This window comes from Aurantibacter crassamenti, assembly GCF_016811105.1.
Lineage (GTDB): Bacteria > Bacteroidota > Bacteroidia > Flavobacteriales > Flavobacteriaceae > Aurantibacter_A > Aurantibacter_A crassamenti.
On sequence record NZ_JAFBGM010000002.1, the window covers coordinates 772715 to 797844 of the forward strand.

At 33.3% G+C, this 25130-nt stretch carries 24 protein-coding genes; 15 read left to right on the forward strand and 9 right to left on the reverse strand.

Features of this window, described 5'->3' with window-relative positions; genetic code table 11:
- Positions 1-226: 226 nt before the first annotated feature.
- The gene (locus JQC67_RS16010; protein WP_203253928.1) at positions 227-1171 is read left to right on the forward strand and encodes a nuclear transport factor 2 family protein; all 945 of its coding nucleotides are present in this window, start codon (positions 227-229) and stop codon (positions 1169-1171) included.
- 140 nt (positions 1172-1311) lie between these two features.
- Complete coding sequence (locus tag JQC67_RS16015; RefSeq protein WP_203253929.1) at positions 1312-3030, forward strand: hypothetical protein; 1719 nt, start codon at positions 1312-1314, stop codon at positions 3028-3030.
- A gap of 225 nt (positions 3031-3255) precedes the next feature.
- Here the strand turns inward: JQC67_RS16015 and JQC67_RS16020 are convergent, their stop codons facing one another.
- Positions 3256-4359, reverse strand: coding sequence for a glycoside hydrolase family 10 protein (locus JQC67_RS16020; RefSeq protein ID WP_203253930.1), 1104 nt, complete (start codon positions 4357-4359; stop codon positions 3256-3258).
- A 260-nt stretch (positions 4360-4619) separates the two neighbouring features.
- On the opposite strand from JQC67_RS16020, the gene JQC67_RS16025 reads away from it, so the two are divergent.
- The 5 genes from JQC67_RS16025 (at position 4620) to JQC67_RS16045 (ending at position 8738) form a co-directional block, all read left to right on the forward strand.
- Positions 4620-5444 carry an endonuclease/exonuclease/phosphatase family protein gene (locus JQC67_RS16025; RefSeq protein ID WP_238934866.1) on the forward strand — a complete coding sequence of 275 codons (825 nt, stop codon included), beginning with the start codon at positions 4620-4622 and terminating at the stop codon, positions 5442-5444.
- Between the two features lie 400 nt (positions 5445-5844).
- Complete coding sequence (locus tag JQC67_RS16030; protein WP_203253931.1) at positions 5845-6411, forward strand: Crp/Fnr family transcriptional regulator; 567 nt, start codon at positions 5845-5847, stop codon at positions 6409-6411.
- Between the two features lie 79 nt (positions 6412-6490).
- Positions 6491-7060, forward strand: a complete 570-nt coding sequence (locus JQC67_RS16035) for a hypothetical protein (RefSeq protein WP_203253932.1) — start codon at positions 6491-6493, stop codon at positions 7058-7060.
- A gap of 280 nt (positions 7061-7340) precedes the next feature.
- Positions 7341-8261: a metallophosphoesterase gene (locus tag JQC67_RS16040; RefSeq protein ID WP_203253933.1), complete on the forward strand. Its 921-nt coding sequence runs from the start codon at positions 7341-7343 to the stop codon at positions 8259-8261.
- Between the two features lie 102 nt (positions 8262-8363).
- Positions 8364-8738 (forward strand): TfoX/Sxy family protein, encoded by a 375-nt coding sequence (locus JQC67_RS16045; protein WP_203253934.1) that lies wholly within the window; start codon positions 8364-8366, stop codon positions 8736-8738.
- 113 nt (positions 8739-8851) lie between these two features.
- Here JQC67_RS16045 and JQC67_RS16050 read toward each other — a convergent pair whose 3' ends face one another.
- A complete protein-coding gene (locus JQC67_RS16050) occupies positions 8852-9331 on the reverse strand; it encodes a Dps family protein (protein WP_203253935.1) in 480 nt (159 codons plus the stop codon).
- A 104-nt stretch (positions 9332-9435) separates the two neighbouring features.
- On the opposite strand from JQC67_RS16050, the gene JQC67_RS16055 reads away from it, so the two are divergent.
- Positions 9436-10377, forward strand: a complete 942-nt coding sequence (locus JQC67_RS16055) for a hydrogen peroxide-inducible genes activator (RefSeq protein ID WP_203253936.1) — start codon at positions 9436-9438, stop codon at positions 10375-10377.
- A 33-nt stretch (positions 10378-10410) separates the two neighbouring features.
- On the opposite strand, the gene JQC67_RS16060 is transcribed toward JQC67_RS16055, so the two are convergent.
- Positions 10411-10608 carry a hypothetical protein gene (locus JQC67_RS16060; protein ID WP_203253937.1) on the reverse strand — a complete coding sequence of 66 codons (198 nt, stop codon included), beginning with the start codon at positions 10606-10608 and terminating at the stop codon, positions 10411-10413.
- Positions 10609-10698: 90 nt separating this feature from the next.
- On the opposite strand from JQC67_RS16060, the gene JQC67_RS16065 reads away from it, so the two are divergent.
- Positions 10699-12024: a D-alanyl-D-alanine carboxypeptidase/D-alanyl-D-alanine-endopeptidase gene (locus tag JQC67_RS16065; RefSeq protein ID WP_203253938.1), complete on the forward strand. Its 1326-nt coding sequence runs from the start codon at positions 10699-10701 to the stop codon at positions 12022-12024.
- On the opposite strand, the gene nudK is transcribed toward JQC67_RS16065, so the two are convergent.
- Positions 12021-12608 (reverse strand): GDP-mannose pyrophosphatase NudK, encoded by a 588-nt coding sequence (gene nudK / locus JQC67_RS16070; protein WP_203253939.1) that lies wholly within the window; start codon positions 12606-12608, stop codon positions 12021-12023. The genes JQC67_RS16065 and nudK overlap by 4 nt on opposite strands.
- Positions 12609-12744: 136 nt before the next feature.
- On the opposite strand from nudK, the gene JQC67_RS16075 reads away from it, so the two are divergent.
- The gene (locus tag JQC67_RS16075; RefSeq protein ID WP_203253940.1) at positions 12745-14478 is read left to right on the forward strand and encodes an amidohydrolase; all 1734 of its coding nucleotides are present in this window, start codon (positions 12745-12747) and stop codon (positions 14476-14478) included.
- Between the two features lie 9 nt (positions 14479-14487).
- Here JQC67_RS16075 and JQC67_RS16080 read toward each other — a convergent pair whose 3' ends face one another.
- Together JQC67_RS16080 and JQC67_RS16085 are read right to left on the reverse strand one after the other, a co-directional pair.
- Complete coding sequence (locus JQC67_RS16080; protein WP_203253941.1) at positions 14488-15084, reverse strand: gluconate 2-dehydrogenase subunit 3 family protein; 597 nt, start codon at positions 15082-15084, stop codon at positions 14488-14490.
- Positions 15085-15087: 3 nt separating this feature from the next.
- Entirely contained in the window at positions 15088-16788 is a 1701-nt protein-coding gene (locus tag JQC67_RS16085; protein WP_203253942.1) for a GMC oxidoreductase, read from the reverse strand.
- 114 nt (positions 16789-16902) lie between these two features.
- Here JQC67_RS16085 and JQC67_RS16090 point away from each other — a divergent pair, with 114 nt between their 5' ends.
- Positions 16903-17889, forward strand: coding sequence for a sugar phosphate isomerase/epimerase family protein (locus JQC67_RS16090; protein ID WP_203253943.1), 987 nt, complete (start codon positions 16903-16905; stop codon positions 17887-17889).
- A gap of 109 nt (positions 17890-17998) precedes the next feature.
- Here JQC67_RS16090 and JQC67_RS16095 read toward each other — a convergent pair whose 3' ends face one another.
- Entirely contained in the window at positions 17999-18652 is a 654-nt protein-coding gene (locus JQC67_RS16095) for a DUF2461 domain-containing protein (RefSeq protein WP_203253944.1), read from the reverse strand.
- Between the two features lie 50 nt (positions 18653-18702).
- On the reverse strand, positions 18703-19500 hold the full coding sequence (locus JQC67_RS16100) for a TIGR00266 family protein (RefSeq protein ID WP_203253945.1): 798 nt from the start codon (positions 19498-19500) through the stop codon (positions 18703-18705).
- Between the two features lie 204 nt (positions 19501-19704).
- On the opposite strand from JQC67_RS16100, the gene JQC67_RS16105 reads away from it, so the two are divergent.
- Positions 19705-21561, forward strand: a complete 1857-nt coding sequence (locus tag JQC67_RS16105) for an erythromycin esterase family protein (protein WP_203253946.1) — start codon at positions 19705-19707, stop codon at positions 21559-21561.
- Positions 21562-21660: 99 nt separating this feature from the next.
- On the opposite strand, the gene JQC67_RS16110 is transcribed toward JQC67_RS16105, so the two are convergent.
- Positions 21661-22116, reverse strand: a complete 456-nt coding sequence (locus JQC67_RS16110; RefSeq protein WP_203253947.1) for a DUF4442 domain-containing protein — start codon at positions 22114-22116, stop codon at positions 21661-21663.
- A 171-nt stretch (positions 22117-22287) separates the two neighbouring features.
- On the opposite strand from JQC67_RS16110, the gene JQC67_RS16115 reads away from it, so the two are divergent.
- The 3 genes from JQC67_RS16115 to JQC67_RS16125 all read left to right on the forward strand — a co-directional run bounded on the left by JQC67_RS16115 (position 22288) and on the right by JQC67_RS16125 (position 25048).
- Positions 22288-22770, forward strand: coding sequence for a DUF4870 domain-containing protein (locus JQC67_RS16115; protein WP_203253948.1), 483 nt, complete (start codon positions 22288-22290; stop codon positions 22768-22770).
- Between the two features lie 173 nt (positions 22771-22943).
- On the forward strand, positions 22944-23279 hold the full coding sequence (locus tag JQC67_RS16120; RefSeq protein WP_153755618.1) for a PadR family transcriptional regulator: 336 nt from the start codon (positions 22944-22946) through the stop codon (positions 23277-23279).
- A 2-nt stretch (positions 23280-23281) separates the two neighbouring features.
- The gene (locus JQC67_RS16125) at positions 23282-25048 is read left to right on the forward strand and encodes a PspC domain-containing protein (RefSeq protein WP_203253949.1); all 1767 of its coding nucleotides are present in this window, start codon (positions 23282-23284) and stop codon (positions 25046-25048) included.
- The last annotated feature ends 82 nt before the right edge of the window (positions 25049-25130 follow it).

Below are 25130 nucleotides of genomic sequence, written 5' to 3' on the forward strand. Positions count from 1 at the left end.
TTGTGGTTTTGAATATCTTTTAATGTAATAATTTTTCAAGAAAATAAGAATTAACAAAGAAATAGAAGTAGCATAAAACCAAGACCAAACCTAATGGGGCAATCCAGCCAATTTTCGGGGGAACAATAGTTGGATCCTGTTAGGTTTTAGCTTAAAAAATAGAGGTCTATCAATGTATAAACACTAACAATTTTAATAACCAAAACAACAAATAAAAACCACCAATATGAAAAACAAAGTACTATTATTCGCGCTCACATTATCAATTAGTTTAACTGCCTTTGCACAAAAAAAAGCCAATGGAACTGTTTACAGTGAACATCCTGCCATTCAAGTTGTAGAAGAGTTTAATAAAGCTTGGCTAAGCGGAGACAAAGAAAAAATGGCAAGTTACTTAACAGAAGACTTTAAATCATATAATGGCACATCACACAAACCTAGTACTAATGAATGGGACAGCGAGCGGTATTTAGCAAGTTCAATGCGCTATTATGATGAGTTAGACTATTTTTCAGCAGAGGCCTACCCAGGATCATATCCTGACGCAGTAGAGTATAAAAAAGACAATAAAGAAAAAGAGGTTGATGTACAAACCTGGGATTTGATAAAAGGGGTACATAAAACCACCGGCGTTAAAATTGATGCTCCATCACATAGTTTATACACCATTACCAAAGACAATAAAATAAAAAGAATTATTGATTATAGTAATACTCGTGTTATTGATGAAATAATTAGCAGTTTTTCAAATAGAACAAACGGCACCATTTATAACCACCATGATAATATTAATACAGTTCGAAAAGCTATGTATGCTTTTGAAAAAGGAGATTTAGATAAATACTTAAGTTTTTATGGCGATGAGGCAACATTTTATGACATAAATGACGACATTGAAATTTCACGAAACACAGAGGAAATAAAACCAATTAGAGAAGAGTTTTTAAAGGCCTTTGAAATAAAAAATGTTGAAATCTTTGGTTACCCAGATTACTTAGAATATGAAATGGGTAACGGTCGCGAAGTACTTTCATGGTGGAAACTACAACTAATTAGAAAGTCAGACAAAAAAGCAATCACTTTGATGATGCATATCAGTCAGGGTTTTGATGAAGATGGTAAAATAATTTCAGAGGTAATCTATTACGGTAGTAAATTACTAACAGAATAGCATTTACAAACGTGCTTTGGTACTATCAAATACTAAAGCACGTTTTTTAATATTTTTTGTGAATTGCCTTTTGCAAAATACCCACTATTAGGTATTTTAATTATTAAAATTAAAAATTATATTGAAAAATAATTTTTAATATGAAAAATCTAATTTTTTTATTTATCATAGTACTCGCTTTTTATGGGTGTATCCCAGATAGCAATGATTCTTTGGATTCACCAGTAAATTCTGAAAAAATAAATGTTGAAAGCACAAATGTTAAAAGTTTTCAGGTAATTACAATTTCAGTCACTAACACCCAATTATTAGAATCTTACAGCGGACTTTTTGCGGAAACAGCTGTTTCAATAGTAAAAACAGATGAAAACACATTAGCTTTTGCTGTACCCGACATTGGCAATGGAAAATACAACTTACAATTTGATTTAGGCACTATTGAATTTACTGTAACGGAGACTACTGTACTGAACACCGAAGAGCTAATATCAAATGTATTTGAGAATTTTGATACAGAAATTTCAAATCTAAATAATACTAGCCCACTCATTGCTAAAGAAATTCAGAATGCTCAAGATTATCGACTTGAAGTACAGAACCTTTATAGTTCTTTAAGTAATGAAGAAAAACGACAAGTAGCATTATTCTATACAGCCAATAAAGAGGTTTTTAAAACTTTTAAAGATAATCTGTACACAAATTTGGATGCTACAACAGTATTTTCCAAAACTATACAATCAAATTGTCCTAAAAACGAGGGATGGAAAGCATTTTATAGTTGTACAGCTAAAAACTTAGGTGGGTCTTCTAAAGAGTTGGCACGTAGTGCAGTTCACTTTATTACGTTTTTGACTTTGGCAGGTATTTCCGTTTCAATCTCGCCTGCTACCTTAGGTGTTGGTATTGCGGCAGCAGGCTTAGCAGTAGCCGCGTCTGCCTATATTTTATTTGCTGAAATTTTACCTGCAACAATTAAATTTAAAAATGATTTGCGAGCATTTCTTTATGCTAATTGGGTGCCAGTTAAAGCAACATTTCTAACAATCATAGACGAGTTTTCAAGTAATACAGATACAAGTTTGGATCTAGAACCTAAATTTAGGAGTGTTAATAACACAGACAAAATAGTATCTAATGAAACAGGTTTATTTATTAATTCTTTAAGTACGTTAAATGAATCCTGGGACAAATTAAAATCTTTATTTGGAGAACTACCCGATTATCAAGGTTCTTCAGAGATTATTCCATTTAATAAAAATGACAAAATAATAATTTCAAAAATATCAAATCCTAATGTAGAATTGGTTTCCCAAAATGGTCAATTTATTAAATTCAAATCCATATCAGGCGAAGATGAGACTTTTTCATATACACATGAGGTCTTTAAAGAAGGTTTCGTTGAGATTTCTACTGTTATAGCAATTGTATACAAAGAAAAAGAAATCGACTTATCAGGTGTTTGGATAATGAAATATACCACGGCAAGTTGTAGCATTGGTGGAGATAACATTGAAATTCCATTTACATCCACTTTTATTTTCAATTCGAATAATACAATTACCTTTGTTGGTAATTCTTCTTCGGACAATGATGGAGTGATATCTATAAATGAATACCTGTTAGTCAATACTACTTTATCGATCAACTTTAAATCTTTAGAAAGTGGTTATAGCTCAGATATTTGTAATGGAATTAGTTACGATTTCTCAGTTGATTTTAACTTAAAATTTAACGGTAGTTATAAAAATAATACCAATGAATTTATTGGTAATTATTCAGCCTTCCAGTATGAAATTCCAAGTTACCCATGTGTTGAAAATGACGTATGCAATGGTTCAATGAAAATTTATAGAAAATAAATAAAATGCTCATAACATAGCTTCTAAAATGTAGTTAGGACTAGGAATTTCAACTATTCTTACGATGTTATAGAAAAGTCTTTGGCTATTAATCCCCAGTGTTTTTTATAGTAAAAAGAAAAAATAAAACCTGCCTAGTTATCAGACATTCAAGAAAGTTTTAAATATCGTTTATCGTAGCTATTAATTCTTTTAAAACAACTAAAATTTGATTACGTCTATATTTTAGTCTTTCGTATAATCAATATGAATTGCCTTTTCAAAAGCAGCCCAATGTGCATCTGTCATTCTACCAGGCGTAAAAAGACAAATACCTTTAGCGCCATTTTCCATTGATTCACGTATTGCATCTTCTAATTCTTCAGGTAGCAAGCCATGACCTTCAGGGTCTTCTTCATTCGCTTTATTCCATGGTCTAGGACTAATAAACAATCCACTATATACAGGTTTTTCTTTTGCCGCATGTACCTCTTCTTTTACCACACTGCCCACCCATAACGTATTGGCCATATAAAAATCATTGTAGTTCATAGGAAAATATGCATCCACATCCCATTTATTCCACTCTTGACGTACCAACTTTTTAGATATTGATGGACCTGGAAAAACTGCAGCATTTATTTGTTTTCCCTTCTTATGCACTACTTCACTTAATCGATTCACTAAACTAGTAATGACATCATATCGATATTGTTTCCATTCTTGAACCGTTGAAGGATCTTCCGCTGCTTTGATATCAATTCCGCTTTTCTTCTTAAAATCAGAAGTACAAGTATCACAATAGCAAAAATCATATTCCGGAAATTCTTGATCTTGAATTAAATCGTACTTTTCCCATAAACCACGAGCTAAAATCACATCAGGGTATCGAATATAATCCAAATGAATTCCATCAACTTCTTCTACATCAGCTACCTTAGAATACATATCCTTTAGATACTTATAAACCTCTTTTTTATTTGGACATAGAAATTTATAATACCCAGCATATGGCTGTATTTCATAGGCCGATTCGCCTTTACCACTAACCCCATACCATTCTGGTTTTAATTTTGGGTCACTTTGAATCATGGTTGGTATCCACGTATGAAATTCCATTCCAGCAGCTTTAACAAACTTACCTACTCTTTTATACGTCTCTGGATCATGACCACCACTATACAACAAACCATCTATTCCTTTTTTCTTTAAATCGGTAAATTGTGCCTCTAGTTCTAGATCAGTAGCTTCTCCTGGTCCGCCCATCCAGGCAAATACAGGTATCTTCGATTCTTGAGCAACTACTAATACAGAGAATAAAAAAACAACGGCAACACAAATATTTTTCATCACTTAAATTATTTATGCCTCAAATTTAGTTAAATGAATGTTCATCATCATGCTATTTTAATCTTACAAATAATAGTCTAAATATCATACTAATTAAAATTGCGAGAGTTATAACCCTTAAATTACTGAATAACAAAAGATTATAAATGCGATTGTTTTTCCTAAATAGTTTGAATTTAACATTGAGATCAGCAATGTTTAATAGCAGAAATGTTAGTCTTATTTGTTAAATTGGCAATGCACAACTAACATCCTAAAAAATGAGAAAAATAACACTTCTATTAGTACTAATCACCTTTTCTAGTTACGCGCAAGACGTAAAAGTAATGAGCTACAATATTAAATATGATAATGTAGATGACACCGTAAATAATTGGAATGACCGAAAAGAAAATATGGTCAAACTAATTAAGCATTACCAAGCCTCATTTATTGGAACTCAAGAAGTATTAAACCATCAATTGACGTATTTAGATAATTCGCTAGAAGGATTTTCATATATAGGAGTTGGTCGCGATGATGGTAAAGAAAAAGGCGAATACTCCCCTATTTTGTATGACACGTCGAGATTTAAAGTATTGCAACAAAACACTTTTTGGCTTTCTGAAACACCTGATAAAGTTTCAAAAGGTTGGGATGCCTCTTTAGAGCGTATCTGTACTTATGGTCTTTTTGAGGAAAAAGAAACGGGTAAAAAGATTTATATTTTCAATACGCATTTTGACCATAGAGGCGTAAAAGCACGTGCAGAATCAGCAAACCTTATAGTTCAAAAAATTAATGAAATTAATAAAGAGAACCTTCCTGTTGTTTTTATGGGCGATTTAAATTTACCACCAGAATCTAAACCGATACAATTTTTACAAAGCAAACTTTCAGACGGACAAAAAATTACACAGAAAGCATTTTATGGTCCAACCGGCACATCTAGCGGATTTGATCATAATAGAGTATTAAAAAAACGCATTGATTACATATTCGTTAACGACCTAGAGGTTAAGGAATATATTCACATTGATGATCGAATGGAAAACAATCAACATATTTCAGATCACTTACCAATATTGGCAAAATTGTATTGGTAAAAAAAGCACTGAATTTCAACGAAAAAACCTTATTAAGAGCATCTTACACATAAAAAAATAGCACATTTATTGTTTCGGCTATAACCTTTAATTATGCCCTAATGAAAACATATGTCACTGTTGTGATATGCTGTATTATTTCATTTATTAAACAATTTAATAGTAAACGAAAACCTTATCGATGCTGTCACAATAATTGAAAACATATATTTATAGACAACAGATAAACACCGAAAAATAAGAAATGCCAATTCAGATATTATGCATATGAAAGAATTGACTGAAAGAAACAATTGACTATCAGATTTATGAGTCCTTGCTAAACTTTTTTTTATTAAAAATAAAAACCGAGACACTTAATAATTTCAATATCTTTAGTTTTTATGAGACACTTTTAAAAATGGATTCGTTATTTCAAGAAATAGAAAAATTTATCACCGTAAGTAATGTACTAAAATTAGATTTGCACGAGAACTTTACCATTCACCATCTTAAAAAAAATGAAAAACTAGTTCGTGAAGGGCAATACAATGTTCCGTTAGCATTCGTCAAAAAAGGAATACTCCGTTGCTTCAATCTTAAAAATGACAAAGACGTTACCAACGATTTTTTCTTTGAAAATACTTTTGTAACCGACTTTGAGGCTTTCGTACACAATAAAAGGGCTAAGCAGAATTTTGCAGCAATCGAAACATCTGAAGTACATTTAATATCTGCTGAGAAATTATTTAAATTAACCCAAAAGCACCCCGAACTGCGTGAATGGGGTACAAAAATGACAGAAAGCTTATTTACCAATCTCCTTAGTAACAATTCAATGTTGAAATCTGATAGTCCTGAAGAGCGATATACTGGCATGCTTCAAGAAAAGCCGATGATTATTCAACGTATTCCGCTACATTATGTAGCTTCTTACCTAGGAATCACTCAAGTACATCTTAGCCGAATTCGAAAAAAAATACAATAATTTTTCTTTTTAACATATGTTAAAGGATGCTATATTACCTTATGGCAACTTTGTAACTCAATATTAAAACAATAGAGTTATGAAATGTTTATTAGAAAAATTGTCAAAAAAACAATTGTTAATCGGATCTTTAATTAGTACTACATGCTATTTCATTGCTAGTTATTTTCTTGATATACTATATCTAAAATCTAAATTCTCAGTTCCATATTTTGAAGCACAAACTAGTTTTGATGCGAAAAAGATTAAAGTTTGGTACCAAGAATTAATTGATTTTGGTACCATAGATACATATTACCAAACTCAATATTTCGATTTTTTATTTATTGCAACTGTAATAGCAATGGGGTACTTTGTTTGGTTCTTATTTGGCTCAATGCTTTCAAAAAACACAATGTTATACAAAAACAAATATCAATTAAGCATCTTTTTACCTCTTGCCGGACTTTTTGATATTTTAGAAAATTTAGTTTCTTTTATAATGTTAGCAAGTCCAACATCTTTTAATGATAATCTGGTTTATCTTTATTCAGGTTTTGCTAGTTTAAAGTTTTTATGTTGGAGCATTGCTATAATTATTTTGATAATCTTAATAATAGCTGTAATCTATAACCTGTTATTTTCAAAACGAAAATTTAAAAATATTTAGAATACTTCAAGCAAGTGGCAATAATTAAATGAATAATCAACATCAATAAATAAATGAAAATATTGAGGCGGTTAAAGACTTTTTAAATCATAATAGCTTTGGTATTTTACTGAATGTTATCGACAGCAAACCCTTGGCTAGACATATTATGAAAGAACTAGGTGTAGATGAAAATGATGTTTTAATAAGGCATCTAGCTTAAGTAAACCAATAAGAAAGCGATACAAATTCACTAAATTAGTATCCAGTTTTAATACTTCCCCACAAAAAATAGTAAAGTATGATATTTTTTAAAAGGATAACATGGGCATTTTTGACCTTTTCTTTAGTAATTGCATTTTCGTGCAATTCAAAAAATGATCCACCTAAAGATTCCGATGACCCTACTGATCCAATTGATTCTGTGATCACTACACCAGAGCCAACTCCTTTAGACAGTATCATTTTTACTGCCATTGGCGATGTACCATATAATGAAGGTCAGCGTACAGATTTAATAGCAATGATTAACACACATAACACGAAATCAAAATCAGAATTCGTCGTGCATGTTGGCGATATAAAACCTGGGGCTGACCCCTGCACAGAACCTGTATATAAAGATGTAAGTGAGATTCTTAGTGAATTTTCAATCCCAACATTTATGCTACTTGGCGATAATGAATATAATGACTGTGATGATCCCATTTCTGCATTAGAACTTTGGAATAAATATTTTTTAGACTTTCATAAAAATTGGACATTTGAACCCACAGTTACTTACCAAGAAAATCGTACTGAAAATTTTGTATGGTCACAAAAACAAGTAATGTTTATGGGGCTAAATCTAGTAGGAAGTTCGGCTCATGACCAAGAAGAATGGGATACACGATTAGAAGATAATGGTAGGTTTTTACAAGATTATGTAACTGCAAATGCTGACGATTTAAAAGCTTTAGTCATCTTTGGTCACGCAAATATGGTTGAGCTCGGTCCGGACAAATTTGAACCCTTTACTGATATTTTAAAATCTGTAGCAACTGAGTTTGAAAAACCCATCTTATATGTACAAGGTGATGGTCATTTTTGGCTATTAAACAGACCTTATGATGAAATGAATATTCTTAGAGTTCAAGTAGAAGGTGGTGCAACGGCAGTTCAAATTACAGTGCATCCAGATAATGAAAAACCTTTCTCTTTTGATCGAAAATTTTTAGAATAACCTTTCAAAATCGATCTTGATTTTTAATTGAATTAAAGCTAATTATTCAACTGATACTAGGATCAATAGCAGGAATAAATATAGCTAAATCATTATATTATTATGGCCTACGATGAGTATTTAGCAGATAGAGCTCGAAATTATTTAAAGCACAAATCAGTTCATTTTGAAGAAAAAAAAATGATGGGAGGCCTCTGTTTTATGGTCGATGAAAAAATGTGTTTTGGCATGCACATTGATAAAAACTCTCAAACATCATTATTAATGGCTAGGGTTGGTACGGATCAATATGAGAATGCACTTTCAAAGCCACATTGTACAGAAATGAATTTTACGGGTCGTACTATGAAAGGTTATGTCTTTGTTACTGAAGAAGGTATTGACACCGATGTAGATTTAGAATTTTGGCTACAATTATGCATAGATTTCAATCCTTTCGCCAAAAGCAGCAAGAAGCGGACTTCTAAAAAGAAATAGAAGAAAATAATTAAAACTATTTCAGAGTCATCGAGATTTAAAAATAGGGTTGCGATTTGAACCAAAAAAAGCGTGTCAATAAACACGCCTTTTTTTTTGAACTCTACTATCTTTTAAATATCCTCAGCCAACCAAGCTTTCATCATCCAAACTGTTTTTTCTTGTTCAGAAATAAAATCACTCATCATACTATTTGTACCCTCATCTCCTGCTTCATCAGAAGCATCTAAAATACCTCTTTCAATAACCAATAACTGTGATAATGAATCAACAATTAAACGAATCGCTTCCTCATCTCGAGTAATATTTTTACCCACTGGTACTTTCGAAATTTTTATATAATCTTCAAAAGTGTGTTCTGGCACAACACCCAAAGTAAGAATACGCTCCGCAATCATATCTACCTTCATGTTGGCATCAGTATACAACTCTTCAAATTTAACATGAAGATCGAAAAAACGCTTTCCTTTTATATTCCAATGAATACCTCTTAAATTCTGATAATAGGTTTGAAAATTAGCTAATAAAGTATTTAATTCCTTTCCTAATTCTTCCGATTTCTTGATGTCTAGACCTATACTATTGATTTTCATATGATTTCATTTTTAAATTACTATAAATTTACAAAATGATTATACCACAAAACCATAAGTTTTATTGATGGATTTTATACCTTTATTGTTTAGAATTATAGCTCATGACAATAACACAATTACAATACGTTTTGGCGGTCGCTGAATATCGAAACTTTACTATAGCTGCAAAACACAGTTTTGTTACGCAACCTACTTTAAGCATGCAAGTTCAAAAGCTAGAAGATCAGCTAGATGTGCAAATATTTGACCGAAGTAAAAAACCTATTGGAATTACAGAAGTAGGTGAAAAAATAGTATCACAGGCCAAAAATATTGTTGCTGAAGCCGACCGAATTAAAGATATAGTTGATCAAGACAAAGGGTTTATTGGGGGTGAATTTACATTAGGCATCATACCTACGATTATGCCTACTCTATTACCAATGTTTCTTAAGAGTTTTATTAATAAATATCCCAGAGTAAACTTAAATATTAAAGAACAGCCAACAGAAACGCTAATAAAAAATATTGCCGATGGTCATTTAGACGCAGCAATTGCAGCCACGCCACTTGAAATAGAGTTTATCAAAGAGCGACCCCTATACTATGAGCCTTTCGTAGGCTACGTACCCAACGGACACCGTTTATTTTCGGCGTCTAAAATTTCTCCAGCTGATTTAGACATTGCTGATATATTATTATTACAAGACGGACATTGCTTTAGAGAAGGTGTAATTAATTTATGCAAAACTGCAGGCAATAATGTAAATGAACATTTTCAGTTACAAAGTGGTAGTTTTGAAACACTTGTTAATTTGGCTAATGAAGGTCTTGGCATGACTTTATTACCCTATTTGAATAGTCTTGAATTAGATGAGGTAAAGAAAAAACAACTGCGATATTTCAATGAACCACCACCGGCACGTGAGGTTAGTATAATATACCATAAGAATGAGCTAAAAATGCAAATTACCAACGCCTTAATTGATGTAATATCAGGCGTGGTTAGAGGCGCTATAGCTTTTCAAGACGTGAAGATTATCAGTCCGTTAGGGGGGAAATAAAAAAATCCCCCATTGTTAATGGGGGATGTATATCTAAGCTTTTAAATAAATTAAACTTTCGTGCAATTCAGGTTTATCATTAATAAAACCCTCTAGCCATTCTTTTAATTCTTCAATTTCTTGGGGGAGTAATCGTGAAATCGCTTTCTGTAGTTCTTTGCAAAACAAACTTGCATCAAAACTAACCTTTTTAAGTACCGTTTTAGTGTACTCAAGCATTGCTCTTGCCATATGAAAAAGATTAAAATTAGTTGTTTATCAAAAATAACTACTTTCGTTCTAAATATATTGCTAGTACCACGTTAAAGTTAAGGTAAATTCATGTTAAAGTCAATAAAAACAGTACATTCGAGAGATAACATAAAATTAAATTCGTGCAGTAGAAATACAATTATTACAATAATTGTTCTTTTGTTATTAACTAGTTGCTCTAGCTCAAAAAAAATAATATCAAAAAATATATCGGCTACTATACATTCAGAACAATCGGCAAATCATTTTACTGGAATTTTGATAATCGACCCCCAAATCAATGATACTATTTACAATCTAAATTCACAGAAATATTTCACACCCGCTAGTAACACTAAAATTTTCACTCTTTATTCCGCTTTAAAACTTTTACCAAAAGAAATACCTGCCCTAAAATACATTACAACAAATAACACCACGTATATTGAAGGAACAGGTGATCCAACTTTATTTCATTCCTATTTTCAGAATGACAATGTTGTTAATTTTCTAAAGGATAAAAAGGAAATCTCACTTTCATTAAACAATTTTGATGATGCAAAATATGGCCCAGGATGGTCTTGGGATGATTATCAATATTATTATCAGCCTGAAAGAGGAAGTCTACCACTTTATGGTAATGTAGTTACACTCTACAACATGCCGCAAAAAACTATTTCTCCTCAATTTTTTACAGATAGTATTGTCAATATTCATTTCAACAAGAACCGTGAAGCCGAAAAGAATCTATTTTACTATTCAACCAAAAGAAGAGACACAATAGAAATTCCTTTTCGAACAGATTCAACCTTAACTCGAAAATTATTAGAGCAAGTTCTTAACAAAAAAATTAAATTAGTTAACGAGATGCCCAAGGGTGAAAAGCAACTCATTTATAGTGTACCCACTGACACAGTCTTGAAAAGAATGATGCATGAAAGCGATAACTTTTTGGCAGAACAGTTATTGATATTGGGATCATCAACGTTATCAGACACTTTAAATAGCAGCACAACAAGAAACTATGTACTAGAGAAACTATTAGCTGATTTAAAACAAGAACCGCGTTGGGTAGATGGATCCGGATTATCACGTTATAATTTATTCACACCAGAATCAATAGTTCAGGTATTACAAAAAATGTATATCGAGATTCCAAGAGAACGCCTTTTTGACTTTTTTCCTAAGGGAGGAGTTTCCGGAACTTTGGAAGATTGGTATCCAGGAAACACAGAACCCTATATTTTTGCTAAAACAGGAAGTTTAAGCAACAATCATTGCTTGAGTGGGTATCTAATTACCAAATCTGGAAAAACCCTAATATTTAGTTTTATGAACAATCACTTCAAGCAATCATCTTCAGAAATCAAAAAAAGAATGCAACACATTTTTGAAGAAATTAGAGATAATTATTAGTTACCAACCAAATTATGTATCTCAGCATATTGCAATAAAAGAATGGTCTTAGCATCTTTAATTTCTCCGGTGACAATCATTTGAAGTGCTTTTTCTATAGGATATTCTAACACTTCAATATTTTCAGTTTCATCTTCAGCACCTCCACCCTCGCCTATTTTCATTTGATCTTCATACGCACCAATAAATAGATATAAAATTTCGGTTACCGAGCCAGGGCTCATGTAAGTCTCTATTACTTTTTCTACATTATCTATTTTATATCCAGTTTCTTCTTCAGTTTCTTTACGTATACAATCTTCTGGTTTATCGCCGTCTAAAAGTCCCGCACATACTTCAATCATCATTCCGTCTTCATTCCCATTTACATAAGTCGGCATTCGAAATTGTCGGGTTAAAATCACAGTTCCCTTTTTCTTATTATATAGTAATATGGCCGCACCATTACCACGATCATAAGCCTCTCTATGCTGTTCTTCCCAAGAGCCATCATCCTTTTGATATTCAAAACTAAATTTATTGAGTGTATACCAATTGTCAGATAACAGCTTCTTCTTAATATTTCTAATACGATTATTTTTCATTATGCCAAGTTACAAAGTGCCTTATTAGAATTCAACAGCAAACGGCTATGTTTTTATTGATCCAGTTTATTTTGAAATAAAATTGGTATTCAAAATGAATTCAAAATTGTAAATTCATACATTCAAAACCTTCCAAATGTACATACCAAAATCTCTTCACAGTTATTTAGTCTTACTTATTGTAATACTAACTTCTTGTTCAAACCCCGCACAAGAAACAGGAACACTACTTATTCATGGTGGCCCCATCTATACTGTAGATTCAACCCAAACAAAAGTAGAAGCTGTAGTTACAAAAGACAGTATTATACTTTTCGCAGGCAGTCTTGAAGAAGCCGAAAAATATAAAAACGAACAAACACAAATACTAGATTTAGAGGGCAATACAATGACGCCGGGTTTAATTGAAGGACATGGTCACTTTATGGGATTGGGTATTAGTGCTCTAGAACTCGATTTAACGAATACCAACAGCTATGAAGAAATTGTTGCTGCTGTTGCAGAAAAAGTAAAAACGGTTAAACCAGGTGAATGGATAATTGGTACCGGTTGGCACCAAAGTAAATGGAATGTAAAACCGGAGATAATGGTAAAAGGTTTTCAAACGCATGATTTATTAAGTGCGGTTTCACCAAACAACCCTGTTGTTTTAGGTCATGTAAGTGGACATGCGGTTTTTGCAAACGCCGCGGCCATGGATATTGCAGGAATTCATGCTTTAACAAAAGAAGGTATCGACAAATCTTCAGTAGAGGGCGGTGAAATTATAAGAGATGCATTAGGAAGACCTACCGGTATTTTTAATGAGACAGCCACAGATATAATTTGGAAGCATGTTCCAACCGATATGTACACCCCTGAAAAATACATCGAAGCTTTTGATCTTGCTATTGCTGCATGCCATGAAAATGGAATCGTTGGTTTTCATGACGCTGGAATTGGTAGAGAAAATATCGAATTTTATGAAGCTATGAAATCAGCTGGTAAAATGACCGTACGTATGTATGCTATGCTTACTGGTGGGGACATGGATTTGGTAGATGAATGGGGTGACAAGGGGCCTTTGATAGATCCTGACAATCGGTTAACTATACGTTCGATAAAATTAAATTGTGATGGAGCATTAGGTTCACGAGGTGCATGGTTATTAGAAGAGTATACGGACCAACCCGGCCATTTTGGTCATGAAACACTACCCATGGAAGTCGTAAAAGAAACTGCCATAAAAGGATTAAAAAATGGTTTTCAAGTTTGCTCTCATGCTATTGGTGATCGCGCAAACCGCGAAATACTAGATCGTTACGAATCGGCATTTAAAGATCTACCTGAAGCAACCAAAGATCATCGATTCCGGATAGAACATGCGCAACATTTGCATCCAGATGATATTCCTCGTTTTGCAGAACTAGGTGTTATACCAGCAATGCAAGCCATACATATGTCTTCTGATAGACCTTGGGCAATTGATCGTTTGGGCCAAAAACGAATCGAAGAAGGTGCTTACATGTGGCAAGATCTTTTAAAAAGTGGTATTCCAATTATCAACGGCACAGACGTACCAGTAGAACCATTGAATCCGATAGCAAGTTTATATGCCAGTATAAGCCGTAAAACATTAAAAGGTACTCCCGAAGGTGGATATGAACCAGCACAAAAAATGACTAGAACACAGGCTTTAAGATCATATACTTTAGATGCAGCCTATGGTGCTTTTGAAGAAAACATCAAAGGTTCAATTACCGCTGGTAAACTTGCGGACTTTACCATATATAATCAAGATATTATGACCGTACCTGAAGACGAATTCTTAAAAACCGAAATTGCGATGACCATTTTTAATGGTGAGGTGGTGTATTCTAAAAGTGAATAGTTTTAAGCGCTATCCCAAACTCCATTTATTTCCAACTTCAGACACAGGTTTGCATGGTTCATATTTACCAGGGATTGGATCATAATTCAAAACATTTTTTCCAATCTCTTCTGAAGTAAAATAAGCGCCAATGGCCATTGCTTTTAGAGATCTATAAAAACCAATGGGCTCTTGTTTACCTACCGAAGATCCCCAAACACCAGGATTAAACTTACCCGAGGTTATCTCAGCATTTTCTAGCACTTTTACTCTATCCGTTTCATTTAAGTTTGCAAAATCTGCGCCAAAATCAGCTTTACAATCTTCATTAAACTTTGCAATATTATCACGCATTTCTTGCTGTGCGTTTTCATCGTAACCTTTAGCTATAACCGTATCAATAAATACATCAACATTCATATCTAAAGCTCCTGGTGTTTCTGTTTTAGGAAGAATCATATCAACTAAAGTTGCGATTGTTTTCGCTTCGTTTTCATTGAAAAAAAGTGGTTGCCAATTTAATCTTGGCTCATCTTTACAAGCTTGTAGTAGTGAAAAAATTGAGGGCATGGCTAGTGCTGCTCCTGCAAACAGACCTGTTTTCTTAAGTGCTTTTCTTCTATCCATGTTTTAGATATTTTGCTTTTTTAATTCAGTTACTGCATGGTTAGCAGCTCTAGCAGTTAAAGCCATGTATGTTAAGGATGGATTTACACAAGACGATGATGTCATACACGCACCATCTGTTACAAACACATTTTTGGCTGCATGTACTTGATTGAATTCATTCAAGACTGAAGTCTTGGGATTGCGGCCCATACGAGCTGTACCCATTTCATGAACACCATATCCTGGCGGGTGCTCATTATCAAAACCTAAAACATCTTTCAATCCTGATTTTTCAAGCATTTCAACTGCATCTTCTTGAATTTGCTTGTTCAATGCTTTTTCATTTTTCTTGAATTCCGCATCAATAGTTAAGGTAGGCTGCCCCCATTTATCAAGAACATCATTGTTCAAACTTATTTTGTTATCATGGTACGGAAGACATTCTGCAAAGCCAGTAATGAACATTTCCCATTCACCAGGTTTTAAAATACTGTCTTTATAAGCTGCTCCAAAACCTTCTATATTTGCAGCATTACCTCCTCTATACGCTCCGCCTTGATATCCAAAACCACGAAGAAATTTATCAGATTTCGACTTTTCATCTATATTCCAATACCGCGGAATATAAATTCCATTTGGTCGTCTACCCTTATAATACTTATCTTCAAATCCATCTATCTTGCCCATTGCTCCTACTCTGTAGGTATGGTCCATTAAATTGTGTCCCAATTCTCCACTATCGTTGCCTAATCCATTTTCAAATCGATTAGATTTAGAATTCATAAGAATTTGCGTAGTACTTAAAGTAGACGCGTTAACGAAAATTATTTTTGCAGAATATTCAATTGCTTCATTAGTTTCTGAATCAATAATACGAACACCAGTTGCTTTTCCTTTTTTCTCATCATAAATAAGCGATTGCACAATTGAAAAAGGTCTTATAGTTAAATTACCTGTCGCATTTGCTGGTGGCAATGTTACAGCATTAGAGCTAAAATAAGCTCCGAACGGACATCCTCTACTACATCTATTTCTATTCTGGCATTGCCCTCTTCCATTATGTGGAACAGTTAAATGGGCACATCGTCCAATAATCAAATTTCTACCCGGAAAATCTTTTTCTAAACGAGCTTTAACATGCTTCTCTACACAATTAAGCTCCATTGGTGGCAGAAAATGACTATCAGGTAATTGAGGCAAACCTAAAGCTTCACCACTTATGCCAGCAAATTTTTCAACATACGAATACCAAGGTTCAATATCTTTATAACGAATAGGCCAATCAACACCATGCCCGTCTTTTGCATTAGCCTCAAAATCAAGATCACTCCATCGATAAGTTTGTTTACCCCATAACAGTGATTTTCCACCCATTTGATGACCTCGCAACCAAAGAAATGGTTTCTCTTCAGTGTACGGATTCGCCTTATCATCCGCCCAAAAATGTTCAGTATCAGTACCTATCCAACCAGATCGCGAAGCTTTATAATGCTTCTTTTTTTGCTCTGGGGTTAGTCCGCCTCTCAGTTCAGTATCCCATGGATCCAAATTCATTGTGGGATAATCAACAACATGCTCAACAATTCTACCTCGTTCGAGCACTAAAGTTTTTAATCCTTTTTCACAGAGTTCTTTGGCGGCCCATCCGCCACTAATACCTGACCCAATGACTATGGCATCATATGTTACTTCCTTTTTTGCGTCTATATTAAAATTGGCCATCTTATGTTAATTGTTGAACTTCGAAGTTAAGAATTTAGAAACGACCCCGCAAAATGATGAGTGATCAAAAATTAAATAGGTATTATCTTTATTCAAAAATAAAACCAACCGAAAATGAATAGTAAAATATCTAGAAGAAAAGCTATTGGATCAGGCCTTAAAGTATCACTTGCTGCTATGAGTGGATTTGCTTTTTCATCAAGCACAGCTTCAGAGAATATGAACTTGAAAGCAAAGAATATAGCAAAATTGCCCATTCGCATAAGCTTAAATACCTCAACACTTTTACATTACAAAATTGCTGTTGATCTTCAAATTGATATGGTAGCCAAAGCCGGATTTGATGGTATTGAACTTTGGATGAGTGATATTAAAAAATATCTAGATGCAGGCGGTAAAACTTCAGATTTGAAGGCAAAATTAGAAAAAAACAATCTCGTTCTTGAAAACATTATTGGGTTCTCTAAATGGTGCAGTGATGATGCAGAAGAACGGAAACAAGCACTAGTACAATTACGCGAAGAAATGAACATTACCGCTGCTTTAGGAGGTAATTTCATAGCAGCACCCGTTCAAGGCATTAGCACCATAAACAGCAATAAATATGACGAATATGCACAACGATATACTGCAATTTTAGAATTAGGAGATGAAACCGGAGTTACACCAATAATAGAACTTTGGGGCATGGGAGCTTTACACAAAATTTCTGATTGTGCACAAATTGCGATTGCTACTGGGCACCCCAAAGCCACTATGCTTTTAGATTTTTATCATGTTTACCGAGGCGGTAATGATTGGGATACGATAGACATTCTTAATGGAAAAAGACTGCCTGTCATCCATATTAATGATTATCCATCTAGTCCATCTTATGATAAATTAAAAGATTCTGATCGGATATTTCCAGGTGATGGTATTTGCCCTTTTGACAACGTAATTCCGAAACTATACGATGCAGGTTTTAGAGGCGGTTTTTCCGTTGAGCTTTTCAATAAAGAATATTGGAATACTATGGATGCAGAAACATTGTTACAAACTTGTTATGATAAAACGCATACAACGGTTAAGCAGGCACTTTCTAAATCAAAAACAAATTAATTACGACGTCAAATATATGGTGTTAGTTCTATTGACAATATGTACTAATGTTATAAACCATATAGAACCAACAAAATAGGATTGTAAATAAATATTGAGAAATGATTTATTAAACCGAAACCGCTCGATTTAAATATCTTCTAAAAGGAAGCATTTCTTTATATACCGTTATCACTTTTTTTTCAAAATCAGGTTTAAAAATTTCTTCTGTAGAAAACTCCGTTACGACTGCAAAAGTTTTGTTTCGAAGTAAATCAATATGTTTATGGTCGTTTGAAAAACCTTTGGGCGCTTTCGTTAATTTAACATCTTCATACAAATCGCCAAAGGTTTGTTTAAACGACTTTTTGTCTATAATTTTCTTTAATTCCTCTCCATCGTAATCGATAGCTTCACGAATACTTTTCAATCTTTTTGGGTCTGGTCTCCATAGTCCACCAGCAAAAATGCATCGTTCGATACCTATTTCAATATAAAAATCACCCGTGTTCGGCCGCTTATCCAAACCAGCACCAAAATGATCTTTATAAATAGGCTTATTCGGGTGAAACATTAAATTATTATTGATACGATTTATTCCCTTCTTTCCTGGCGTATCATAGTATTCATCATCAAGAGCTGAAAGTCTAGTATTCAGACCGTCTAACCATTCAATAAAATCATTTCGGACTTCTTTGTACCATTTGCGGTTTAAATCCATCCATTCTTTATTATTATTTTTTTGAAGTTCTTTGAGAAAGTTTATTTGATTTTTGAAATCCATTAATAGATTATTACTTTATAAAATGCAAGCTCCTTTTAGCAATGCCTTAATTAAAATCGATTATCTCCCCCAACAATATCGCCAATTGTACCTAGAATACTTCCTTCCCCTTTATCTTTTCCCCCGCGAGGGATAGAAGCTAAAACACGACCTGCCAAGCGACTAAAAGGGAGCGACTGAATATATACTGTACCCGGTCCGCGTAGTGTCGCAAAAAATAATCCTTCTCCACCAAAAACTGTGTTTTTGATACCGCCAACAAACTCAATATCATAATCTACGGTTTGCGAAAAACCAACAATACAACCGGTATCAACTTTTAAAACTTCGCCAGGTGCCAATACCTTTTTGGCCATGGTTCCACCTGCGTGAACAAAAGCCATTCCGTCTCCTTCAAGCTTTTGCATGATAAACCCTTCACCCCCAAAAAGGCCACGACCCAACTTTTTTGAAAATTCAATTCCAACAGAAACACCTTTAGCTGCGCACAAAAACGCATCTTTTTGGCAAATAAACTTTCCCTGTTTTTCAGATAAATCTATAGGTAGAATTTTTCCAGGATATGGCGAAGCAAAACTCACCTTCTTTTTGCCTTGTCCAATATTTAAAAATGCGGTCATAAAAAGACTTTCTCCAGTAAGCATTCGTTTACCTGCAGAAAACATTTTTCCAAGAATACCTTTATCTTGGTTAGAACCATCACCAAAAATGGTATCCATTTTAATATCAGAATCCATCATCATAAAACTACCGGCTTCTGCCACAACAGCTTCTTGCGGATCGAGTTCTATTTCGACGTATTGCATTTCTTCTCCAAATATTTGATAATCTATTTCGTGTGCGTTCATAAGTAATTATTTTTAACATTCCCATCTGGCAGGGAATCTGATTTATATTGATTGATGGTAGTTAGTTGTCATAAGTTAACTTTTGTTACATTCTTGTCTTCACTATACCTTAAATTTTTCCCAATTAAAACATCATTAACAGAAACAAGACAATTAATTGGCAATCTTGTTGACACAATTTACGACGACCTAAATAAACTTACAATGAAATCATTATGCACCAACCTTTCATTTTTTGTTTTTCTTTTATTTCTAAACACATTTCTCAGCGCTCAGGATCAAGTTAATTTAAACAAAACAAAAACTTCTGCTCAAGATAAATTCAATTTAAATTTCAATGTAATTGATTCAACAAAAAACCTTCCTAAAGGTTGGTTTAAATGGGGGTATTATGATCTTGCCGCAGAAAAAAAACAAGGTTTTGAAAATTTCGCGGGCAAAGTAGTTTCGGATAAAAAAGGAAAATTTGGCTGTATCACTTATCGAATTCCCGCCAACTACGTGGGCGACTCAATTCAGTTAACAGGCTATATTAAAGTCGAAAATGTAAAAAAAGGTAATGCCGGTTTGTTAATGCGAATTGATGGTTACGGCAAACACGAAATGTTAGCTTTTGCTAATATGAGTAAACAAAATGTGAACGGAACTGCCGACTGGAAAAAATATTCCATAAAACTACCCTTTTCAAATCGAGCCCGAACCATTTTTATTGGTGGTATTTTATCAGGAAAAGGAACTGCTTGGTTCGATGACTTTGTAGTAACCATTGATGGAAAAAACATTCAAAACCTAGAGGAGGTCCAAAAATCCATATTAAATGAAAATAATAAAAATGAAGTAAAAGAATCAATTGAGAAGAATTATTCAGCATTAGATATTACAAATGATGAAACATTGGATGAAAGCTTGAATTCATTAATTAAAAGCATTGGCACTAAAAAAATAATTTCAGTTGGAGAAGATACACATGGTACCTCAGAGTTTTATAAACTGCGAGAGGCGATTACTAAGAAGCTAATTTTAGAACAAGGTTTTAATACTATCGTTTTGGAGAGTCCGTATGATGACATAGAAGTCTTAAATCAAAATTTACAAACCGTAGGCCTAGATACGCTTATGCAAAAGCATCTCTTTTCCATATATCAAACCCAAGAAATGAAACATTTTTTAGAATGGTATAAAACTTCTGGTGTTTCAAATAAGGTGAAATTTAAAGGTTGCGATGACTCTTATTGGGAAATGTCCAATTTATTAAATGATGACTTAAAGGAAAATGCATCTGAAAGTATAAGAATACTATTAGATGATTTTAATGAAAAATCATCTTTAACTTATAAAGAATACTCGAAAAAACACAAACGAGAAAATACAAAACCAAAAAACGAAAATGAGTTAAGAAAAATGGCTTACGAGTCTATCTTGGCTATTGAAAAACAATTAGGTACTGAGAATATGCTTTCAGATAAAAGAAAGGAATATTTGTTTAATGCTAAAAACAGTTATATCAATTATGTCAATGTAGTTCAAGAAAAAGCATTGCAAAGCAGAGATGAAATTATGTCTGATAGGATATCTTATTTAGCAAACGACCCACAAGCAAAAATAATTGTTTGGGCACACAACGCTCATATTTCAAATACGGTTATCATTGATAATGAGATAGGTATTATGGGGCATGACTTAAAACAAGAATTTGGTGATAAGTATCATGCCATTGGTCTAAGCTCTTTAAATGGTAGTTATTCTTATATGGAAAACAAGTTTATAAACGACGACCATGATTATAGCGATAGGCTATTAAATACAACCCTAAAACATCAACCAAAAAATTCATGGGAAAGTATTTTTAATCAAATAGAAACCGATGCTTATTATATGAATATGGCAACTGTAAAAAAGGAATTGAATAACGATGCTCTTTTTGGAAGCTTAAAATTAATAGGATACGGAGAAGAAAAAGAATCAGATTACTACTTTTTGTCTCCATTGGATATGTTTGATACCCTTATTTTTATAAAAAGGACGTTAGCCACAACGCCTTTGGTTAGTGCTACAAACTAAAACATTTTTTTAAATCATTTATTTTAGCAGAGAATTTTTATAGGCGGATATTTTAAAATATAGCTCGTTATTGGTAATTGTAATTACCATTAATCATCTCTATTTCTTAATTCGAACCGTCCATTCAAAATTAAAAGTAGACACCACTACTCCATCTTCATTAACTCCAACAGACTTCATCCAAAAAGTTTCACCTTCGCCCGTGGCAATAGTTCTTTTAATGGCCTCCCCTATTAGATGCCCATCTTCACAAGTAAATGTTACTACACCAGTTGCTTTTTTTGAAAAATTAGCATTGTTATTTTGAACCAACATTGATATTCGCTTACCACTTTCTTGAATCTGATTAATTACCATGGCACCCGTACTAAGTTCTGCTGCCATACCCTGTACGGCCCAAAACATCGACTTAAATGGGTTCTGATTTCGCCAACCATGCTTAACTGTTACCACGCATTTTTGCTCATTTATCGATTTTACACGAACTCCTGTCCACCAAGCTGCAGGTAATTTAAAAAAAGTGAATTTATTGAATTTACTAGCTGAAGCGCCCATTTTTATTATGTTTTAGGTAAAAGTATAGAAAATTATCTAGATATGTAATTGTTAATGTTATCTTAAATTTCAGTACTTTGTTTTGCATAGTACCTTTTTTTAGACATATATTTGCATAGTAAGTTATTAGGTAATCAACATAATTGAAATAAAAAGTAATACAAATAGACCATGGAAAGCGCATTAACAAAACATGAGAAAAATTTATCGGCTTTGATACATGCCTCAACATTTTCAAAGTTTTTTTTTCCGTTCGGAAATTTCATCATTCCATTAGTATTATGGACTGCCAACAAAAACGAATACAGCTTTGTAGATCACAATGGCAAGCAGGCATTAAATTTTCAAATAAGCATGCTACTCTACTCTATCATTTTAGGAATCGTTAGTGTACCTTTTTTAATTGGTTTTTTTCCTAATATTTTTGATTTCGGTCATTTCGGTTTTGATGGTTTAAATAATTTCAACAACTTAAATATTAGTTTTAATAGCGACAATTTTAGATTTGGCAAATGGCTATTTCCGTTAGGTGTCGCAGGATTAGTTCAAGGCGCTCTATTTGTAGTCAATATAGTGTACACCATATTGGCAACCATAAGAACTAATGAAGGACAAGAATTTGAATACCCCATCACAATTAATTTTATAAAGTAAGTTACCTGGGTCTTAATCACACCCAAACTAGTAAAGTAGTAATTCATTAATCAAATCAATCAGGATGTTTATTTATCATTCAAAAAACGAACAGTTAATCTATGCAGACAAGCAACACATTACAAGACCTGCCAGACGGCAGGCTTGCTCGGCATAAAAAGCAAAAAGAAACTATGAATGTAGAAAATACAAAAGCGCAAATGCGCAAAGGAGTTCTAGAATATTGCATTCTGTCTATTCTCAATGGAAAAGACAAATATGCATCTGAAATTCTAGGAACCCTTAAAGATGCCAAAATGCTGGTGGTAGAGGGTACAATTTACCCACTATTAACACGGCTAAAGAACGCTGGCCTTCTCAATTATCGTTGGGAAGAATCCACTTCAGGCCCACCACGTAAATATTATACCCTAACCGAAACAGGTAAACTTTTCTTAAAAGAATTAGATACCACTTGGGACGAATTAAGAAATGCCACCAACTTGGTTACCAACACAAAAAACAGCTAACGATGAACAAGACAGTAAATATAAATTTAGCAAACGTACTCTTTCATATTGATGAAGAGGCGTACAATAAAATGCGACGCTATCTAGAGTCGATAAAACGCTCATTTGCAAATACAGCGGGTAGCGATGAAATATTAGCAGATATTGAAGCACGTATTGCCGAACTCTTTCATGAGAAATTAGAAAATGAAAGACAGGTAATTACAGAAAAAGAAGTTGATGAAGTTATCGCCATTATGGGTCAACCTGAAGATTATATGGTTGATGAAGACATTTTTGAAGATGAGCCAAAAACTTCTAATACAAACACTAATGGTAAACGTACTAAAAAATTCTATAGAGATACTGAGCATAAATACGTAGCGGGCGTATCATCAGGTTTAGCGCATTATTTTAATATTGACCCACTGTGGATTCGTTTACTATGGATCATTCTAACCATTGGTTCAACAGGTGGTTTTATTTTAATATATGGTTTATTATGGATACTGATTCCTGAAGCTTCAACAACATCGCAAAAATTAGATATGCGTGGTGAGGCAATTAATATCAGTAATATAGAGCGAAAAGTAAAGGAAGGCTTTGATGATGTTGCAGCTAAAGTAAAAAACGCCGACTACAGTAAAGTTAAAAATAGTGGAAAAACATTTTTTGATACTGTAGGCGATATCATCATGTTCTTATTTAAAATTTTCGGCAAATTTATTGGCATAATTTTAATTGTAATTGGTGCTTCTGCAATAATTGGTATGTTCATTGGCATGCTAACGGTTGGTACATTAGATTGGATTCATTTACCAGGCTTAGAAAATATACTTGACAATATTACTGGTACATCAGTTTGGGTTTGGTCTTTGCTAATTTTCTTTGCGGTGGGTATTCCGTTTTTCTTTCTACTGTATTTAGGGTTAAAAATATTGGTAAACAATCTTAAATCAATAGGAAGCATCGCAAAATTCTCACTACTTGGTTTATGGTTAATTTCAATTATCTGCCTAATTGTAATGGGTATAAAAGAAGCTGCAGCACATGCATATAGTGGTGGAATCACAACTGAAAAAGAATTGTATTTAGAGAACAGTACAGATACATTAAACATTGAGTTGGTACGCACAGATTTATGGGATAATGGTTCTAACGTTCGTATGGATGATATGGTAATGACTTATGATGATGACGGACAACCAATTTTGCTTTCAGACGATGTTCGTTTTCGTATTAAGAAATCTAATGACACCATTATTAGAATTGAAGTAAAAAGAGAAGCAAACGGTCCTTCTGTAGTGGAAGCTAGATCCGTTGCTGAAGAAATAAACTACAGTTACAATGTTATTGGCAACACATTAATTCTAAATGATTTTTTAACTACAAATAGCGAGAGTAAGTTTAAAGATCAAGAGGTACGGGTTAATTTATATTTACCAGTTGGCACTACAATTAAGTATAATTCAGAGAGTGATCGTAACTGGGTTATGAATGCGGAAACAGACCGCTCTTCTGATGATCTAGAAGATTTTTATTGGAAAATGGGTTCAGATAATGAATTAAAATGTCAAGACTGTCCTGAGGAAAAAGAAGATGACGAGGATGATAAAAATCGAATTCGAATAAATGAAAACGGCGTTGACATTAATATTAATGAAGACGGAGAATCATTTAAAATGAAAGTAAACGAAGACGGTGTCAACATAAAAGCCAAAGACAATAGTGACAATGTGGATATTAATATTAACAGCGAAGGTGTAAAAATAAACACCGACGATAACTAATTAAAAAAAACAATTCATCATCATAATTCTACAATTCAGAAAATTGAATTAATAAAGACCAAGTAGAAGTGGCAATTTTACA

Coding starts and splice junctions, on each gene's coding strand:
- JQC67_RS16010 (WP_203253928.1), top strand. CDS start 227: ATGAAAAACAAAGTACTATTATTCGCGCTCACATTATCAATTAGTTTA.
- JQC67_RS16100 (WP_203253945.1), bottom strand. CDS start 19,500: ATGAACGCACACGAAATAGATTATCAAATATTTGGAGAAGAAATGCAA.
- JQC67_RS16050 (WP_203253935.1), bottom strand. CDS start 9,331: ATGAAAATCAATAGTATAGGTCTAGACATCAAGAAATCGGAAGAATTA.
- JQC67_RS16120 (WP_153755618.1), top strand. CDS start 22,944: ATGAATGTAGAAAATACAAAAGCGCAAATGCGCAAAGGAGTTCTAGAA.
- JQC67_RS16055 (WP_203253936.1), top strand. CDS start 9,436: ATGACAATAACACAATTACAATACGTTTTGGCGGTCGCTGAATATCGA.
- JQC67_RS16075 (WP_203253940.1), top strand. CDS start 12,745: ATGTACATACCAAAATCTCTTCACAGTTATTTAGTCTTACTTATTGTA.
- JQC67_RS16025 (WP_238934866.1), top strand. CDS start 4,620: ATGAGAAAAATAACACTTCTATTAGTACTAATCACCTTTTCTAGTTAC.
- JQC67_RS16060 (WP_203253937.1), bottom strand. CDS start 10,608: ATGGCAAGAGCAATGCTTGAGTACACTAAAACGGTACTTAAAAAGGTT.
- JQC67_RS16020 (WP_203253930.1), bottom strand. CDS start 4,359: ATGAAAAATATTTGTGTTGCCGTTGTTTTTTTATTCTCTGTATTAGTA.
- JQC67_RS16045 (WP_203253934.1), top strand. CDS start 8,364: ATGGCCTACGATGAGTATTTAGCAGATAGAGCTCGAAATTATTTAAAG.
- JQC67_RS16035 (WP_203253932.1), top strand. CDS start 6,491: ATGAAATGTTTATTAGAAAAATTGTCAAAAAAACAATTGTTAATCGGA.
- JQC67_RS16115 (WP_203253948.1), top strand. CDS start 22,288: ATGGAAAGCGCATTAACAAAACATGAGAAAAATTTATCGGCTTTGATA.
- JQC67_RS16090 (WP_203253943.1), top strand. CDS start 16,903: ATGAATAGTAAAATATCTAGAAGAAAAGCTATTGGATCAGGCCTTAAA.
- JQC67_RS16080 (WP_203253941.1), bottom strand. CDS start 15,084: ATGGATAGAAGAAAAGCACTTAAGAAAACAGGTCTGTTTGCAGGAGCA.
- JQC67_RS16085 (WP_203253942.1), bottom strand. CDS start 16,788: ATGGCCAATTTTAATATAGACGCAAAAAAGGAAGTAACATATGATGCC.
- JQC67_RS16015 (WP_203253929.1), top strand. CDS start 1,312: ATGAAAAATCTAATTTTTTTATTTATCATAGTACTCGCTTTTTATGGG.
- JQC67_RS16125 (WP_203253949.1), top strand. CDS start 23,282: ATGAACAAGACAGTAAATATAAATTTAGCAAACGTACTCTTTCATATT.
- JQC67_RS16030 (WP_203253931.1), top strand. CDS start 5,845: ATGGATTCGTTATTTCAAGAAATAGAAAAATTTATCACCGTAAGTAAT.
- JQC67_RS16110 (WP_203253947.1), bottom strand. CDS start 22,116: ATGGGCGCTTCAGCTAGTAAATTCAATAAATTCACTTTTTTTAAATTA.
- JQC67_RS16065 (WP_203253938.1), top strand. CDS start 10,699: ATGTTAAAGTCAATAAAAACAGTACATTCGAGAGATAACATAAAATTA.
- JQC67_RS16095 (WP_203253944.1), bottom strand. CDS start 18,652: ATGGATTTCAAAAATCAAATAAACTTTCTCAAAGAACTTCAAAAAAAT.
- JQC67_RS16105 (WP_203253946.1), top strand. CDS start 19,705: ATGAAATCATTATGCACCAACCTTTCATTTTTTGTTTTTCTTTTATTT.
- nudK (WP_203253939.1), bottom strand. CDS start 12,608: ATGAAAAATAATCGTATTAGAAATATTAAGAAGAAGCTGTTATCTGAC.
- JQC67_RS16040 (WP_203253933.1), top strand. CDS start 7,341: ATGATATTTTTTAAAAGGATAACATGGGCATTTTTGACCTTTTCTTTA.